12 protein-coding genes are annotated in these 16,605 nt (G+C 40.6%); 8 read left to right on the top strand and 4 right to left on the bottom strand.

Features of this window, described 5'->3' with window-relative positions:
* The first annotated feature begins 29 nt into the window (after window positions 1-29).
* From ACPZ3T_RS15725 to ACPZ3T_RS15710, 4 genes are all read left to right on the top strand, one after another.
* Entirely contained in the window at window positions 30-3,059 is a 3,030-nt protein-coding gene (locus tag ACPZ3T_RS15725) for an MFS transporter (protein ID WP_490277238.1), read from the top strand.
* Window positions 3,034-4,203 (top strand): MFS transporter, encoded by a 1,170-nt coding sequence (locus ACPZ3T_RS15720; protein WP_490270420.1) that lies wholly within the window; start codon window positions 3,034-3,036, stop codon window positions 4,201-4,203. Before ACPZ3T_RS15725 ends, ACPZ3T_RS15720 begins: the two co-directional genes overlap by 26 nt.
* A gap of 694 nt (window positions 4,204-4,897) precedes the next feature.
* Entirely contained in the window at window positions 4,898-7,195 is a 2,298-nt protein-coding gene (locus tag ACPZ3T_RS15715) for an ATP-binding protein (protein ID WP_490270419.1), read from the top strand.
* On the top strand, window positions 7,149-7,595 hold the full coding sequence (locus ACPZ3T_RS15710; RefSeq protein WP_490270418.1) for a response regulator: 447 nt from the start codon (window positions 7,149-7,151) through the stop codon (window positions 7,593-7,595). The genes ACPZ3T_RS15715 and ACPZ3T_RS15710 overlap by 47 nt, the downstream gene beginning before the upstream one ends.
* Here ACPZ3T_RS15710 and ACPZ3T_RS15705 read toward each other — a convergent pair.
* Entirely contained in the window at window positions 7,581-7,802 is a 222-nt protein-coding gene (locus tag ACPZ3T_RS15705) for a hypothetical protein (RefSeq protein ID WP_490270417.1), read from the bottom strand. The genes ACPZ3T_RS15710 and ACPZ3T_RS15705 overlap by 15 nt on opposite strands.
* A gap of 61 nt (window positions 7,803-7,863) precedes the next feature.
* Here ACPZ3T_RS15705 and ACPZ3T_RS15700 point away from each other — a divergent pair, with 61 nt between their 5' ends.
* Window positions 7,864-9,018: a sensor histidine kinase gene (locus ACPZ3T_RS15700; RefSeq protein WP_490277237.1), complete on the top strand. Its 1,155-nt coding sequence runs from the start codon at window positions 7,864-7,866 to the stop codon at window positions 9,016-9,018.
* 200 nt (window positions 9,019-9,218) lie between these two features.
* Here the strand turns inward: ACPZ3T_RS15700 and ACPZ3T_RS15695 are convergent, their stop codons facing one another.
* Window positions 9,219-9,842 carry a class I SAM-dependent methyltransferase gene (locus tag ACPZ3T_RS15695; RefSeq protein ID WP_490270416.1) on the bottom strand — a complete coding sequence of 208 codons (624 nt, stop codon included), beginning with the start codon at window positions 9,840-9,842 and terminating at the stop codon, window positions 9,219-9,221.
* A 93-nt stretch (window positions 9,843-9,935) separates the two neighbouring features.
* On the opposite strand from ACPZ3T_RS15695, the gene hemH reads away from it, so the two are divergent.
* Entirely contained in the window at window positions 9,936-11,102 is a 1,167-nt protein-coding gene (hemH, locus tag ACPZ3T_RS15690; protein WP_490270415.1) for a ferrochelatase, read from the top strand.
* Between the two features lie 178 nt (window positions 11,103-11,280).
* A complete protein-coding gene (locus ACPZ3T_RS15685; RefSeq protein ID WP_490270414.1) occupies window positions 11,281-12,012 on the top strand; it encodes a hypothetical protein in 732 nt (243 codons plus the stop codon).
* Here ACPZ3T_RS15685 and ACPZ3T_RS15680 read toward each other — a convergent pair.
* A complete protein-coding gene (locus tag ACPZ3T_RS15680; RefSeq protein ID WP_490270413.1) occupies window positions 12,009-12,548 on the bottom strand; it encodes a DUF4126 domain-containing protein in 540 nt (179 codons plus the stop codon). The two genes, ACPZ3T_RS15685 and ACPZ3T_RS15680, sit on opposite strands and share 4 nt — an antisense overlap.
* Window positions 12,549-13,161: 613 nt before the next feature.
* Here ACPZ3T_RS15680 and ACPZ3T_RS15675 point away from each other — a divergent pair.
* A complete protein-coding gene (locus ACPZ3T_RS15675; RefSeq protein ID WP_490270412.1) occupies window positions 13,162-15,582 on the top strand; it encodes a sucrose synthase in 2,421 nt (806 codons plus the stop codon).
* A gap of 42 nt (window positions 15,583-15,624) precedes the next feature.
* Here ACPZ3T_RS15675 and ACPZ3T_RS15670 read toward each other — a convergent pair whose 3' ends face one another.
* The gene (locus ACPZ3T_RS15670) at window positions 15,625-16,227 is read right to left on the bottom strand and encodes a peptidoglycan-binding domain-containing protein (protein WP_490270411.1); all 603 of its coding nucleotides are present in this window, start codon (window positions 16,225-16,227) and stop codon (window positions 15,625-15,627) included.
* Between the last annotated feature and the right edge of the window lie 378 nt (window positions 16,228-16,605).

The following is a 16,605-nucleotide window of genomic DNA, read 5'->3' as shown; positions in this document are numbered from 1 at the left end:
TCAGTTGTTCAGGACTTTTACCATTTTTAATGGAATTGAAAAATCATTCGTTGGCTACAAATCATCATTTGCTGGCGCAACTATTAAAATGGGTGAATCTACGACCAGAGGAAGGCGAACGGACTTGGATGATGTTTGCCTTCTATACAACTGTATCTATAGGTTTACGATGGGCAGAAGATAGTACTGTTGCACTATTTCTAGATGAATACGGGGTGGGGCCACTACCTTGGATATATATAGCTAGTGCAGTTATGGGTGTGGCACTAGTGTTTTTGTATTCTTGGTTGCAAAAGATTTTTCCTTTGCGCTGGGTAGTGGTAGCGATCGCACCTTGTATGGTGATGCCATTAATTTTACTAGTATTGCTGCACAGAGGAGTACATATTTCCTACCTAGGGGTAATAGTGGTATTTCTATTACGGCTATGGGTGGATTCTTTATATGTGGTAAATGACCTGAATACTTCTATTGTCGCTAATCAATTATTTAATATTCGAGAAATTAAACGTACTTACCCTATAGTCAGTAGCGGGATACTAGTAGCAGATGTAATCAGTGGTTTTAGTTTACCTTGGTTACTGCAATTTGCTCGCCTGAATCGGGTGATTATCATCGGCTGTGGGGTGATTATCTTAGGCTCGGCAATTTTGGCTTATTTAACTTATCAATATCGAGCCGCCTTTCCTGATGCACCTCAGCGCGTACTTCCCCAAGAACAAGCCTCACGACATCGCCGTATTGAAGCTCCGCTCAAGCGTTACACATTACAGTTGTTTGCTTTTGTCGGTTTTTTGCAAGTAATTGGCTTATTAATTGATTTTCAATATCTGCAAGAACTGAAATTAAACTTGGGTGACAAAGAACTAGCGAGCTTTTTAGGTTTATTTGGTGGTATTGTCGGTCTGTGTGAATTAACGACTCAGTGGTTTATTTCTAGTCGCCTCATCGAACGTTTTGGAGTGTTTTTTAGTGCGGCTCTTTTACCTGTGGCTGTAGGCTTTGTTGTGCCAGGAATAATTGCGATCTTGAATATATTACCTGGAATGCAATCCGTTGCTTTTTTTTGGGGACTAGTGGGGTTGAAATTTGCAGATGAGTTACTACGTTATACCTTTGTAGTCAGTAGTAGCCCGGTGTTATACCAACCCATACCTGAGCGGGTTCGCAGCCAAATGCAGGCTTTATGGGGAGGATCAGCCGAAGCGATCGCCACAGGTATAGCTGGGTTAGTGATATTTTTTACATTAATGATTGGGAGTAATTTTGTCCCCGCACCGTTGCAGAAATGGATATTTATTGGCCAGACAGCTATTGTAGCAGCTGCTTGCTTGTGGGCAGTGTGGGTATTGCGATCGCGTTATGTAGATTTGTTGGTTTTAAGTGCAGAACGGGGCGAATTGAGTGCTTCTAAGGTGGGATTACGCGCCTTTAAACAAGCCGTAGTCAAAGCTTTAGAAGAAACAGGTAACGCTGCCGATAAACATTCTTGTATTGAACTTTTAGCCCAAATTGATCCCCAAGGGGCTGCGGAAATTTTAGCAGGATTATTATTTAAACTCGCTCCAGATTTACAACATCACAGTTTAGAAGTGATGCTAGCAGCAGGTGCAAATCCTGAATATGTCTCAGAAGTGCGTTGGTTGTTAGAAAGACCCCCTAATGTCGTCCATCCAGAGGTGTTTGCTTTGGCGTTGCGTTATGTCTGGCTAGCGGAAACTCATCCTAATCTCAGTTTGCTAGAAGAATACCTGCACCCAAGACATCATTCACTCGTCCGTGGAACTGCGGCGGCTTTGCTGCTGAGACAGGGAACACCGATGCAAACAGTAGCCGCTACTAAAACCTTACGTTCGATGTTGACTCACAAGCAAGAACTAGAACGGATGAATGGAGTCAAAGCCTTAAGAGAAGCAGTATATTTACACGCCTTGCGGATTCATATTCCCCATTTATTACAGGATGAATCTCTACGGGTACGTTGCGCTGTTTTAGAAATGATTGCAAACAATAGAATGGAGGAATATTACCCAGCCTTATTAAAAGCACTTTACTACAAATCTACCCGCGATACAGCAATGCGTGTCTTAGCGAACATGGAGAATGAAGCATTGGAGATGCTATTAGAATTAGCCACCAATGTTTACAAACCAGAAGTATTGCGGATGTATGCTTGGCGAACTATTGCCCACATTTCCACCTTAGAAGCACTAGAAACTTTATGGTTACATTTAGAATCTTCTTGGGGTGCAACTAGATATCATATTCTTCGCAGTTTATTAAAAATCCAAAAGCAATCAGAAATCAGTAATTTAGCGGATAGATTTCAACATAGTCGAGTTGAAATTTTAATTGAACAAGAATTAAAATTTTTAGGTGAAATCTATGCTGCTTATATAGACCTAGAACCAGAACAAAGTTTAGAAAATTATCAAACACCAGAGCGAGTTGTGACTGTGTATGAACTATTACAACGCGCTTTGCAAGAAATGGAATGGGATATTAGAGAGAGATTATTACTGTTATTGCGGCTATTGTATTCTCCAGAAAAAATGCAGGCGGCCGCCTTTAATTTAAGATCCGAATCTGGAGTGAATTTAGCACGGGGATTAGAGATATTAGAGCATACCGTGAATTTGCCTACCAAATCCTTGCTGTTGAATATTTTAGATCAGCGATCGCCCCAAGAAAAGCTGTATTATCTTGTTGAGGCAGGATTTATCGAATATCAACAATTTACAGTTAGCGAACGACTACGCCGGATGCTCACCTTGGGGAATTTTTTCTCAGATTGGTCTTTGGCTTGTTGTTTTCATTTTGCCCAAGTTAACCGCATTCGCTTGACGATTAATGAAATTTTACTAGCTTTGCGTCATCCTAGGGGCTTTGTTAGGGAAGCAGCGATCGCTTATTTAAGTGTAGTTTCTCAGCGTGTCCTCTTAGAACTCATACCGAAATTACAGCAAGATTCACACCCACTTGTAGCTACTCAAGTCCAAGAGTTACTCAAAAAGCTGGGGGACAGGGAAATTAATGAATATTATCAAACGACAATTTAATATATTATGGCTACAGGTTTGGGTATTAGCAGCCTTACAAGGTGCAATTACTCTGTGCTGGGTAATCTATAATGCTTACTTACCGAAATTATTAACCCAATTCGGTTTTCCCACATCCTTAGCAGTCGGTATATTAGTAATTGAAAATGCCTTGGCGGTGATTTTAGAACCGATGATGGGGGGACTTTCAGATCAAGCCAAAGGTTGGGTAGGTAGTAGATTTTTATTTATCTCAGGCGGCGTGATTCTCTCCGCTACATTATTTATAGCTATTCCCAGTATAGTTACCTTTGTACCACCGACTGCGGTTTGGCGATCGCTCCTCCCCATCGCATTAATAGCCTGGGCGATAGCCATGACAGTATTTCGTTCTCCGGCTATAGGTTTATTGGTTAAATATTCTCTCCCAGCCGAGTTACCCATTGCAGCTAGTTTCCTCACTCTCACAGGGGGAATAATTGGAGCTTTTCGCGGTGTGGCTCATCAGTTTATTTTAAGTTTAGGGTCAATTTTTGCTTTTGCGATCGCTTCTTTTGTGTTGTTGGCGGTAGCTGCTGCATTACGTATAGTTACCCCTGCCGATACACCAATTGAGCAACGTCACCCGGAAATTATTCAATTACCTTGGGCAGAATTAAGGCTAATTTTAGCAACTGGTTTTGGGGTTGCTTGGGGTTCTCGCTTATTAATGGATGTTGTCAGTAAGATTTTACTAGCCCAATTTAACGAAAATCAATGGTTGATGGTGGGTGTAGGAATAGCGATCGCTTTTGTGGCTCTGCCTGGGGGATGGTTCGCTGTTAAAATCGGTAACACTCGCGCCATGCTTATTGGTATTGCCATCACTATTATTTCATTATTGTTAATAGTTTTCTTCAATCTTATTCCTTTTTTACTAATATTAATAATAGGCTTTAGTTTAATTATTAACGGCACAATTCCCTTTGCTTTAGGCCTGATGTCTCAACGCTGGGCAGGATTAGGCGTAGGGATGTACTTTGGTGGCTTTGCATTAGCTATGAGTTTGTTTGGACTTGTTTTCCCTCAAACTCAAACAATTACACCTATAATTGGTGCATTAGGAACAACATTAGCATTTTTATTAGCAGGGGGATGTATTGCAACTCAACTCTCCCGCGTCTAAATCTCTACATTTTTTCTTAACGTTACATAGCTAAACATAATCTGCTTAATCAATCATTTATCTTTTCATATTTCTTAGCTGTATATATCATGCTGATCTGTTAGAGTGGAAAACGCAGGCAAGTGTATAAATCAACTCTCGCCAACTCACTCAGGAGTCAAAAATTAGCAGTCAGCAAAAGTTATCTAGGGCAAAGATAGCAGGATTAAAAAGTAAATTAGCCATTAATCGTAGATAACAGCAGAGAATTTTATATTTTGATATTTTTCAGCCAATTAAAAAAAATCATGATTTTTAACTAAGAAATATCAAAACCCGAAAATTTACCCTTGACTCTAATATTAATGATCTCTGATAGCATCTGATCCCATTTAACGAAAACAATGAAACAGTTCCAAGCCCTGAAAGCCTGAATAGATAAGACTTTCTTAATTAACGCGATGTGCAACTTATTATTAAAACCCCTCTCCATAGCTTGCTACTCTACGAGCAACTGTAGAGACGTTGCATGCAACGTCTCTACTTTGATTCTTGCTCCCCTTCCCTTGTAGGGAAGGGGCTGGGGGTTAGGTTTGAGAGAAAGTTGCACACGGCGTTAATTACGAATTACGTAAAGCCTGCGGCATAGCTGCGCTTAGAGCGTAGCGGGGTGCAGCCCATTACGAATTACGAATTACCATGAGGATATTTATTTATGACCATAAGCTTAGAAAAAGCAGATATTAATGTCACACGTTTAAAAGAAGCTCCCATTCATCTTTCTAGCCAAATTCAACCGCATGGAGTGGTGCTAGTTTTAGAAGAACCTGACTTAAAAATATTACAAGTTAGCAACAATACTTGGGATATTTTAGGGATAAAGGCTGAATTTGTAGTTGAGAAAAAATTAGAAGACTTAGTTGATTCTTTTCAAATTGAGAGAATCAAAACAGGCTTATTAGAGGGTAATATCGAATTTATTAATCCTACAAAGCTGTGGATGCGAAAAAAAGGAGATGATTACGTCGTTTTTGATGCCGTATTTCATCGCAATTCCGAAGGATTTTTGATTTTAGAGTTAGAGCCTGCTATTTCTCAAGAAAATATTCCCTTTCTCAGCTTTTATCATTTAGCGAAAGCTTCTATTAATGAGCTAGAAAAAACAGCGAATTTGCGGGATTTCTGCCAAATAATTGTGCAAGAAGTCCGCAAGGTGACAGGTTTTGATCGGGTAATGTTATATAAATTTGATGATGATGGCCATGGTTGTGTGGTTGCTGAAGAAAAAATTCCGAGTTTGGAATCATATTTAGGACTGCATTATCCAGAATCAGATATTCCCAAACCTGCCAGAAAATTATTTATTTCTAATTCTATTAGGCTCATCCCCAATGCTCAGGCTGAAGCTGTACAGATGATACCAGCGAAAAATCCCGTGAGCGATCGCCCGATAGATTTAACTAATTCTATCCTCAGAAATGCCGCTTATTGTCATTTGGAATACTTACATAATATGGGTGTAGGTGCGTCCTTAACAATTTCCTTGATTAAAGATCAAAAACTCTGGGGATTAATCGCTTGTCACCATCAGACACCAAAATATGTTTCCTACGAATTACGCAAAGCCTGCGAATTTTTAGGACGAGTAATTTTTGCAGAACTTTCAGCCAGAGAAGAAACTGAAGATTATGATTATCGGATGAATCTCACCCATATTCAATCATTATTGGTTGAATATATGTCCCAAGAAGACAACTTTATTGATGGGTTAGTCAAACATCAGCCGAATCTTTTAGATTTAACTAGTGCCAAAGGTGCGGCTGTATGTTGCGGCGACCAATTTACCTTGATTGGTGAGACTCCTAAAGAAGAAGACTTAGTTTTTCTAGTACAATGGCTGAAAAATAACGTCGAGTCAGAAATTTTTTACACCGACTCTCTACCGCAAGTTTATCCAGATGCCGAAAAATTTAAAAATGTGGCTAGTGGTTTGTTAGCCATTCCCATTTCCCATCGGAATTATGTATTGTGGTTTAGACCGGAAGTAATTCAAACCGTGAATTGGGGTGGTGATCCTCACAACGCCTTTGAAGTCACCCAGTCTGATGGTAATGTCCGCCTGTGTCCCCGCAAATCCTTTGAATTGTGGAAAGAAACAGTCCGCCTCACCTCCTTACCTTGGCGATACGTAGAAATTAAAGCCGCGTTAGAATTGAAAAAGGCAATTGTCAATATTGTTCTGCGCCAAGCCGATGAACTAGCACAGTTAGCGCAAGATTTAGAACGTTCCAACGCCGAACTGAAAAAGTTTGCCTACGTTGCTTCCCATGACTTGCAAGAACCCCTCAACCAAGTAGCCAATTACGTCCAATTATTGGAAATGCGCTACGAAGCTGAGTTAGATGCAGATGCGAAAGAGTTTATTAACTTCGCAGTCGAGGGAGTCAGCCTCATGCAGACATTAATTGATGATGTTTTAGCATACTCCAAAGTAGACACCCAAGCGATCGCCTTTCAACTCACAGAAGTAGAAACCGCACTAGAACGAGCATTAGGAAATTTACGCCAGCGCATTCTTGAAACCAAGGCGACTATTACCCATGACCCCTTACCCACCGTCATGGCTGGTAGCACTCAACTCATGCAGTTATTCCAAAACCTAATTGCTAACGCCATCAAATTCCGCAGCGACAAACCACCGCAAATTCATATCAGTGCAGAAAGATTAGAAGATGAATGGTTATTCTCAGTCAAGGATAACGGAATTGGCATCGACCCGCAATTTAGCGATCGCATTTTTGTGATCTTTCAACGCCTGCATACACGAGACGAATATCAAGGTACAGGCATGGGTCTAGCAATTTGTAAAAAAATTATCGAATGTCATCGAGGACGCATTTGGGTAGAGTCACAACTTGGTGAAGGAGCAACCTTCTACTTTACAATTCCCGTCGGAGGCCGCGAGCGTGAGCGTAGAAACGGAAGAAAAACTCAAAACAATATTTTTAGTTGAAGACAATAAAGCTGATATTCGCCTAATTCAAGAAGCCTTTAAAAATAGCTCCATACCCCACCAAGTCGTAACCGTCCGTGACGGTATGGACGCTATGGCTTACCTCCGCCAAGAAGGCGAATATAGCAACGCCCTGCGTCCAGACCTCATTCTGCTAGATTTAAACCTACCTAGAAAAGACGGTCGTGAAGTCTTAGCAGAAATTAAAACTGACCCCTTACTCAAACGTATTCCAGTAGTAGTCCTCACCACATCTAGAAACGAAGACGACATTTTTCACAGCTACGAACTACACGTAAACTGTTACATCACCAAATCCCGCAACCTTAGCCAACTATTCCAAATAGTCAAAGGCATCGAAGAATTTTGGCTGTCTACAGTTACGTTACCACCGGAGTAGGGGTGTAGGGGTGTAAGGGTGTAAGGGTGTAAGGGTGTAAGGGTGTAAGGGTGTAAGGGTGTAAGGGTGTAAGGGTGTAGGGAAAGTAAATTTTCCCTTGTCTCCCTTGTCTCCCTTGTCTCCCTTGTCTCCCTTGTCTCCCTTGTCTCCCTTGTCTCCCTTGTCTCCCTTGTCTCCCTGCCCCATGCCCAATGCCCCATTCCCCATTCCCAATGCCCCATTCTCAATGCCCCATTCATCAATTCCCAGGCGGTGAAACCAGAAGATGATACTTGGACGTTCAGTAAAAATTTTGTTAATTGAAGACAACATTGCAGAAGCGAGGTTATTACAAGAATATTTACAACAAGCTGAATCTAAGCAATTTCTTCTGGTTCATGTGAAGAGATTGGCAGAAGCACTCAGGGAACTCACTCACACTAATTATGATGTAATTTTACTAGACCTTACACTTCCTGATAGTCAAGGTTTATCATCTCTGTCTTTGTTGATGAAGCAAGACCCTAGTGTGCCAATTGTTGTTCTCACTAATACTAATGATGAAGATTTAGCAATTGAAGCTGTGCGTCAGGGAGCGCAAGATTACTTAGTCAAACGACAGGTAAATGTTCATGTTTTGGTGCGTTCTTTATGTTACGCTATCGAGCGTAAGCAAGCCTTAGAAAGCTTACGAGTTCTCAATAAATCTCTAGAACACCGTGTTGAAGAACGTACTGCTGAACTAGTAAAAGCCCAAGAGATCAACCAGTTTAAATCTGAGTTTGTCTCTATGCTTTCCCATGACATTCGCAACCCTTTAAATACAATTCTTTTAGCTGCTGGTTTATTACAAAATAACGAAGATAAATTAAGCCAAGAGAAAAAACAGTCTCATTTACAAATGATTCGTTCTGCAATCAAAAATATGGCACAGTTACTAGATGAAGTATCATTAATAGGTAAAGCAGATGCAGGCAAACTACAGTGTGAACTTATTGCCATAGATTTAGCAGCGTTTTGTCGTCAAATAGTAGAAGAAGCCAAGTTAAGTATTAAAGAAAAACACCTAAAAGTTATTTTCAACTGTTCTCAAAAATTAGAACCAGTATTATTAGACGAAAGCTTACTACACCATGTTTTAGGTAATTTACTGGGTAATGCCATTAAATATTCCCTACCAAATGGGATAGTAAATTTTGAATTAATTGCTCAAGAACAGGCGGTAATTTTTAAAATTCAAGATTGGGGAATTGGTATTTCCCAAGAAGATCAAAAACATTTATTTCAACCTTTCCATCGTGGGGAAAATGTTGGCGGAATTTCCGGCACTGGTTTAGGTTTATCAATTGTTAAAAAATGCGTTGATGCTCACCAAGGAGAAATTTTAGTTAATAGTGAATTAGGTGTTGGGACAATAGTTACTGTAATTTTGCCTAGGAAATAGGGACTGGGTAAGAAGCAGGGGAGCAGGGGGCAGGGGGGCAGGGGACAAGGGAGACAAGGGAGACAAGGGAGACAAGGGAGACAAGGGGGACAAGGGAGACAAGGGAGACAAGGGAGATAAGGGAGAAATATTTACCCCGTACCCCAATGCCCAATGCCCCATGCCCAATGCCCCATGCCCAATTCCCAATTCCCAATTATCTATTTCTTCGCCTGAATTACCTGCAAACTACCACCAGCATATAAAGTTGGTTGAGTTACTTCAAATCCTATTTCAGTTAATAACCCATTTAAATCAGTTTTTAATAATTTCCAAGCTGTTTCTGTCTCAAACAACCAAAAAAATAACGCTAAACCAGGCCAAAGTATGGGGTTAGTAGGTGGATGAAAATCCACAATAGTAAATACTCCTCCGGGCTTGAGTACTCGATAAACTTCTTGAAGAATTTCCCGTAATTGTACTGGCTGCATTTCATGTAAAGCCGCACTCGTATGCACTACATCAAATTGAGCATCTGTAAAGGGCATTTTTTCGGCAAAAGCTTCAACATAAGTTGCTTCTGGTACATTCTGCCTGGCTCGTTGTAAAGATAAGGGGGAAGCATCTAGTCCTGTTACATTTTGTGAATATTTCACTAAAAATTGCGTCGCTTGGCCACTACCACAACATAAATCTAAAACATGAGTATCTGATTGTATGGTTAACCCTTGCAGAGCTAATTGCCTAAAACGCTTTTCTCCACCGACGCTAAGGGCTGCTAACCGGGATATTCCATCATATAGCCATTGATAACGATAACTTAAATTTCTTAAAATTGTTGCCATTGTACCTTTGCTGACTATTAAGCTTTATATTTAATAAAGATATATTGTTAACATTAGTAAAAAATCTGAAAAAGTCGGGGGAAAATAACTGCTATGGGTCGTGTAGGCGTATTATTACTCAATCTCGGTGGGCCTGATAAATTAGAAGATGTTGGGCCGTTCTTGTATAACCTCTTTTCTGATCCTGAAATCATACGCTTACCATTCCGTTGGTTACAAAAGCCCCTGGCTTGGTACATCGCTTCACAACGCACCAAGACATCCCAAGAGAACTATAAGCAAATCGGTGGTGGCTCACCCTTACGGCGAATTACGGAAGCTCAGGGAGAAGCTTTACAAGAACAGTTAAATTATTTGGGACACGAAGCCAAAATCTATGTCGGAATGCGTTATTGGCATCCTTATACAGAAGAAGCGATCGCACTCCTTACTAAAGACAACCTTGACAATTTGGTTATTCTACCGCTATATCCGCAATTTTCCATCAGTACCAGTGGTTCTAGCTTCCGGCTTTTAGAGCGACTTTGGCAAGAAGACCCCAAACTCCAACGCATTGAATATACTGTCATTCCCTCTTGGTATAAACAACCGAGTTATTTACAAGCAATGGCGGAATTGATTAGTCAAGAAATTGACCAATTCCCTAATCCTGATCAAGTTCATGTCTTCTTTAGCGCGCATGGTGTCCCTAAAAGCTATGTAGAGGAAGCCGGCGACCCCTATCAGCAGGAAATTGAGGAATGTACTAGTCTGATCATGAAAACCCTCAATCGTCCCAATGCTCACACCCTAGCCTACCAAAGTCGTGTAGGCCCTGTAGAGTGGCTGCAACCCTATACAGAAGATGCCCTCAAAGAATTAGGCGCGGAAGGCGTAAAAGACTTAGTTGTCGTACCTATCAGTTTTGTTTCAGAACATATTGAAACATTGCAAGAAATTGATATTGAGTATCGGGAAATCGCCGAAGAAGCAGGCATTCATAACTTCCGCCGTGTACCTGCACCAAATACCCATCCAGTTTTTATCAGAGCTTTAGCTGATTTGGTAATTGAAGCACTGCAAAAACCGAGTCTCAAACTTTCCCAAGTCACTCAAATGAAGAAGCGGGTGAAAATGTATCCGCCAGAAAGTTGGGAATGGGGTATGACCACCAGCGCAGAAGTTTGGAACGGTCGCATTGCTATGCTAGGTTTTATTGCTTTGATTATTGAGTTAATTACAGGTCAGGGTTTATTACATATGATTGGCTTGTTGCAGTAAAAAGTTACACATCGCAGATATGGTCTTCACTCTTAACTTCCCTCTCTTGGGAGGTTTTTGTTTTTATATGTAGGATTTTTATGTTTTTGCGCTTCCCATCCCAGGCAGATGTAATCCGAGAGTAATTTCAGGAATATCGTCAGTAAAGTCTTAATTTCCCCTTTATTGGCGGTAAGTCATGAAAAAATTGATTTGGTTTTCTACCGTGAGTTTAGCGATCGCCACAACTAGTTTACCAGCGATCGCTCAAACCCAACCAATCCGACCCGGACAACAATACCCACCCGGACAATCAAACCCACCCGGACAACAATACCCACCCGGACAACAGTACACACCCGGACAACAGTACACACCCGGACAATCAAACCCACCCGGACAATCAAACCCACCCGGACAACAATACCCACCCGGACAATCAAACCCACCCAGACAACAATACCCACCCGGACAACAATATCCACCCGGACAACAATACCCACCCGGACAACAATACCCACCCGGACAATCAAACCCACCCGGACAACCAATGTCCTACGACCGCACTGCACCGCGAATTAGTAGAACAACTGGTTTCCGTAATACTCATTACATTAGTTTGTATACCGGAGAGCAGCCTTTGTCTTATGTAGTGGTGCGTCCTCCAGAATTTGTCAGTGTCAGTAACAATGATATTGAAGTCACAGATGAATCTGGTCAAAAAATCGATACCAACATTTCCAGAGAAGGTGACAGAATTAGGCTGAATTTTACTCAACCAGTACCTCGTGGTAGTAACCTACGAATCGCCTTTAAGAATTTGGCCTTTGATACTCCCAATCGCAATTTCTATCTATATGAACTTGCTGGAGGTCATATTGGTTATCAGCGAGAAATACCCTATGGTTTCGCCCAAATTCAGGTATTTTAACGGCTTTTGTGATACCAGTTATACCACTGTTTAGCACTATGCACGGCAAACCACAGGAGGATTAAAGCAATTAATCCTCCTTGCCACGGAGCATCAAAAGCAAACAGCACCAGAGCTATACATAAAGTATCCTGTAGAAAAACTGCCCACAACGGCAACCCACGTAAACGATAGAACCAACCCACCTGAACTAGCTGTAAAACCAAAGCTAACAAACCCCCAATTACAACTATTAACCAATGTGGTGTTGCTGTGGCTGAAGCTACTGCTAATCCCATAATTGCTCCCACAAGGGGAGATAAAAATAAATGAACTATTTGTAAAATTCTTTGTCCCCAAAGTTTTTTAGAAGCAAACAATTCCACAAATGAACAAGTAATTAGACAAATTAATAAAACCCTAGGGGAAATATGAGATAAAACTGGCACTTGTGACCAAAATTCACTACCTTGCCAGAGTACAATAATTAATAAAGGTATGCCTATTCTTATTCCTGCTGCCGCAGAAGCCGAAAGGGTGGCGAGGATTTCAATCATCTCACGCGGGTACTCGCATAACTAATAAATCATCAATGAAGTCTTGACTTTGTTATTAAGATTACCCACTACGTAGATAAATCATAGCAGCAACTTTACACTGTTTAAAAATCAAATATATTTTTTATAACTACAGGACTGCTTTGATTGGAACTCCTGTGGTTAGTTGGGTGATTTTGAGGCGGAAGTAATTGGGAGTTTTAACGCAGAGGTGCGCGGAGGTAGGCGCAGAGGGACGCGGAGAGTTTTTATATGAACTGATGAAATTTTTGTATTTTTTGATGAGTGCAATCAGTCACTGAAATATTCAGGTATAATCGCGCTTATATATATCCGCGTTTGGGCTGACATAAAATGTATTTATTTATGCCTTTAGTTAGACTGAAAAATCAGCATTTTTTTTTATTCTAGGCAAAGAATAGCTAAATTTCATCCCTCAATCAAAATTTATTAACTGTCATGGGTTGTCATAAAAATTATCATCCTTCATCACAAACAAACATGGATTCATTCATCGGATGGAATTTTTTTAAACCATTGACTATTGACTAAAATTCAGGGTTGCAGCTTGCGCTACCCTAGAAGGCAAAATCAAAATTTAGGAGTCACTTCTATGTCAGAATTGATGCAAACAATCCTGGATAGTGAAGAAAAAACTGATCTACGTGCCTTTCTGAGTCAATTACGCCAAAAAGAGCAAAATTATTTATTGCGTAATGACATCTTGAATGAATATTGTGAATACTGCACCAAATTCGAGAAGCCAGAAACATTTTATACTTCTTCTCATCTTGGTAAATTAATTTACTATACCCAAGAGATTATTCAAGAAGACTCAAATCTGTGTTTTATTATTCGTTCCAAGATTGCTAGTCAAGAAGTTTATCGCGTCACAGCAGATTTAGATGTGGAGGCGATGACGATACAGGAATTATTGGATTTGCGCGATCGCTTTGTCAATAAGTTTCATCCGCTTGAGGGTGATCTGCTAGAGTTAGACTTTGGCCCCTTTTATGACTACACTCCTGTCATCCGTGACCCGAAAAACATCGGTAAGGGTGTACAGTTCCTTAACCGTTACCTATCTAGTCAGCTGTTCCAAGACCCCAAACAATGGCTAGAAAGTTTATTTAACTTCTTGCGTCTGCACCATTACAACGGTGTGCAATTATTAATTAGCGATCGCATCAAATCACAACAGCAGCTCTCAGAGCAAGTCAAAAAAGCGATCAACTTTGTCAATGATAGACCCAACGATGAACCCTACGAACAATTCCGCCTGCAATTGCAAAGTATGGGTTTTGAACCAGGTTGGGGTAACACAGCTTCCCGTGTCCGGGACACCTTAAATATTCTCGATGAATTAATCGACTCACCAGACCCCCAAACCCTGGAAGCTTTCATCTCTCGCGTGCCGATGATTTTTAGAATTGTCCTGGTGTCAGCACATGGCTGGTTTGGACAAGAAGGGGTTTTAGGTCGTCCTGATACTGGGGGTCAGGTAGTGTATGTTCTCGACCAAGCCAAGAACTTAGAAAAACAACTGCGAGAAGATATCATCCTTGCTGGTTTAGAGGGGTTAAATGTCCAATCAAAGGTCATCATTCTCTCACGCCTCATTCCTAATAGTGATGGGACTTTGTGTAACCAACGCCTGGAAAAAGTCTACGGTACGGAAAACGCCTGGATTTTGCGCGTTCCTCTGCGGGAATTTAACCCCAACATGACCCAAAACTGGATTTCCCGATTTGAGTTTTGGCCTTATTTAGAAACCTTCGCCATTGATGCCGAACGAGAACTGCTAGCAGAATTTCACGGCACACCAGATTTAATTGTGGGTAACTACACTGACGGCAACTTAGTGGCGTTTCTGTTGGCGCGACGGATGAAAGTAACTCAGTGTAATATTGCTCACGCTTTAGAAAAATCCAAATATTTGTTTAGCAACTTATATTGGCAAGATTTGGAAGATAAATATCATTTTTCTTTACAATTTACTGCCGATTTAATTGCGATGAATGCAGCCAATTTCGTCATCAGCAGTACCTACCAAGAAATTGTCGGCACACCGGATAGTATCGGACAGTACGAATCTTACAAATGCTTCACCATGCCGGAGTTATATCATGTGGTGAACGGCATTGAATTATTTAGTCCGAAATTCAACGTTGTACCGCCTGGGGTGAATGAAAACGCCTATTTTCCCTATACACGTCATGAAGAAAGAGTAGATAGCGATCGCGCACGTATTGCCGAAATGTTATTTACTTTAGAAGACCCTAGCCAAATCTTCGGTAAACTTGATGATCCTCAAAAACGTCCTATTTTCTCAATGGCGCGTCTCGACCGCATTAAAAACCTCACTGGTTTAGCAGAATGCTTTGGTCAAAGTAAAGAATTGCAAGAACATTGCAACTTAATTTTAATTGCCGGTAAGTTGCGGGTAGAAGAATCCGAAGACAATGAAGAAAGGGACGAAATTGTCAGACTCTACCACATTATTGATGAGTACAATTTACATGGCAAAATTCGTTGGTTAGGTGTGCGCCTATCCAAAACTGATTCTGGGGAAGTTTATCGAGTCATCGCCGACCATCAAGGAATCTTCGTACAACCAGCGTTATTTGAAGCCTTTGGTTTGACAATTCTGGAGTCGATGATTTCAGGATTACCAACTTTTGCCACTCAATTTGGTGGGCCTTTAGAAATCATCCAAAATAAAGTGAATGGTTTTTACATTAACCCCACAAATTTAGAAGAAACAGCCCAAAAAATTCTCGAATTTGTGATCAAATGTGAAGAGAATCCCCAATATTGGAATGTAGTTTCTCAGCAAGCCATTGACCGAGTATACAGCACCTATACTTGGAAGATTCACACCACAAAACTCTTGTCATTAGCCAGAATTTACGGATTCTGGAACTTTACATCCAAAGAAAAACGGGAGGATTTATTGCGCTACATTGAGTCATTATTCTATTTAATCTACAAACCCAGAGCGCAACAACTCCTAGAACAACATAAGTATCGGTAGTTGATAATTAGTAATTCGTAATTAAGAATTACGAATTACTAATTATCTTGAATACCGGGTTAAGGAACTCCATGTATTGGGGCCAACTATCCCATCTACTCGGAGATTACGTTGCACTTGAAAGGCTTTGACTGCACTTTCTGTTAATGCGCCATAAATGCCATCAACGGGAAGACTATAGCCATTAGCAACTAATAATCTTTGCAAGACTCTCACGGCTGTACCTGAATTACCAAAACGTAGATTTGGTATATTTCTAACAGACCTGCCATAGCGTCTGGCAATGATAATTTCACTGCGGATTTGTTGAGCTATGATCTGTGGTTGCCGGGGAAGTTTAACCCTGACAGCATGGAAATTTTTGAACTCATCTACACTATAAGCATCCTTAATTAACTCTCTCTTTTTAATCGGAGTTCGTTGGTTTTCCGGTTTAAAAGCTAACTTAATATCTGGCGAACTTTGATTGAGCGGCATAAATTCAGGTGGCGTGATTTTTGCAGATGACACTAACTGATATGGCTCAACATATGTTGTTTTCTTCACGCCATTGTCAAGCTGAATTACAGGCTGCTTGGGTACAATCGACGGAGCGGGTTGCTTGATTGCTAATACACCCGTCATCAGCAGGACAATATCATTCATGGTAATTGATGTCACTATCACCCATATTTCCTTTGACAGAAAAAATTTATTAAGTCCGGAATAGTGCTTACTTAAATCTCAGGAGTTAAATTTCGAGCATTTAATGATCAAATAGCCAGAATTAGAAACATATTGCCCTTCTTGATTTTGAGGTTTAAACTCTTACTCTTGAGCAGAGTTGAAATCTCTATAAGTGATTATTTGATACTAGAAATGGCAGCAGTTAATCATTTAATCAACTGCCAAATTGCTCCACGGCGATATTTTGTGATGAATTTACTAATAAACTTGACAAGAATAATAAACTCTAGATGTCAAAGAAATTATTCCACCTTAAGCGGTATATATATATGTGTGGTTTGGAGTTGAAAGACTTAT

This window comes from Aliinostoc maniaoense (assembly GCF_058172895.1).
Note: the sequence above shows the minus strand (reverse complement) of the source record. Positions and strands in the feature narration are given on the sequence as shown.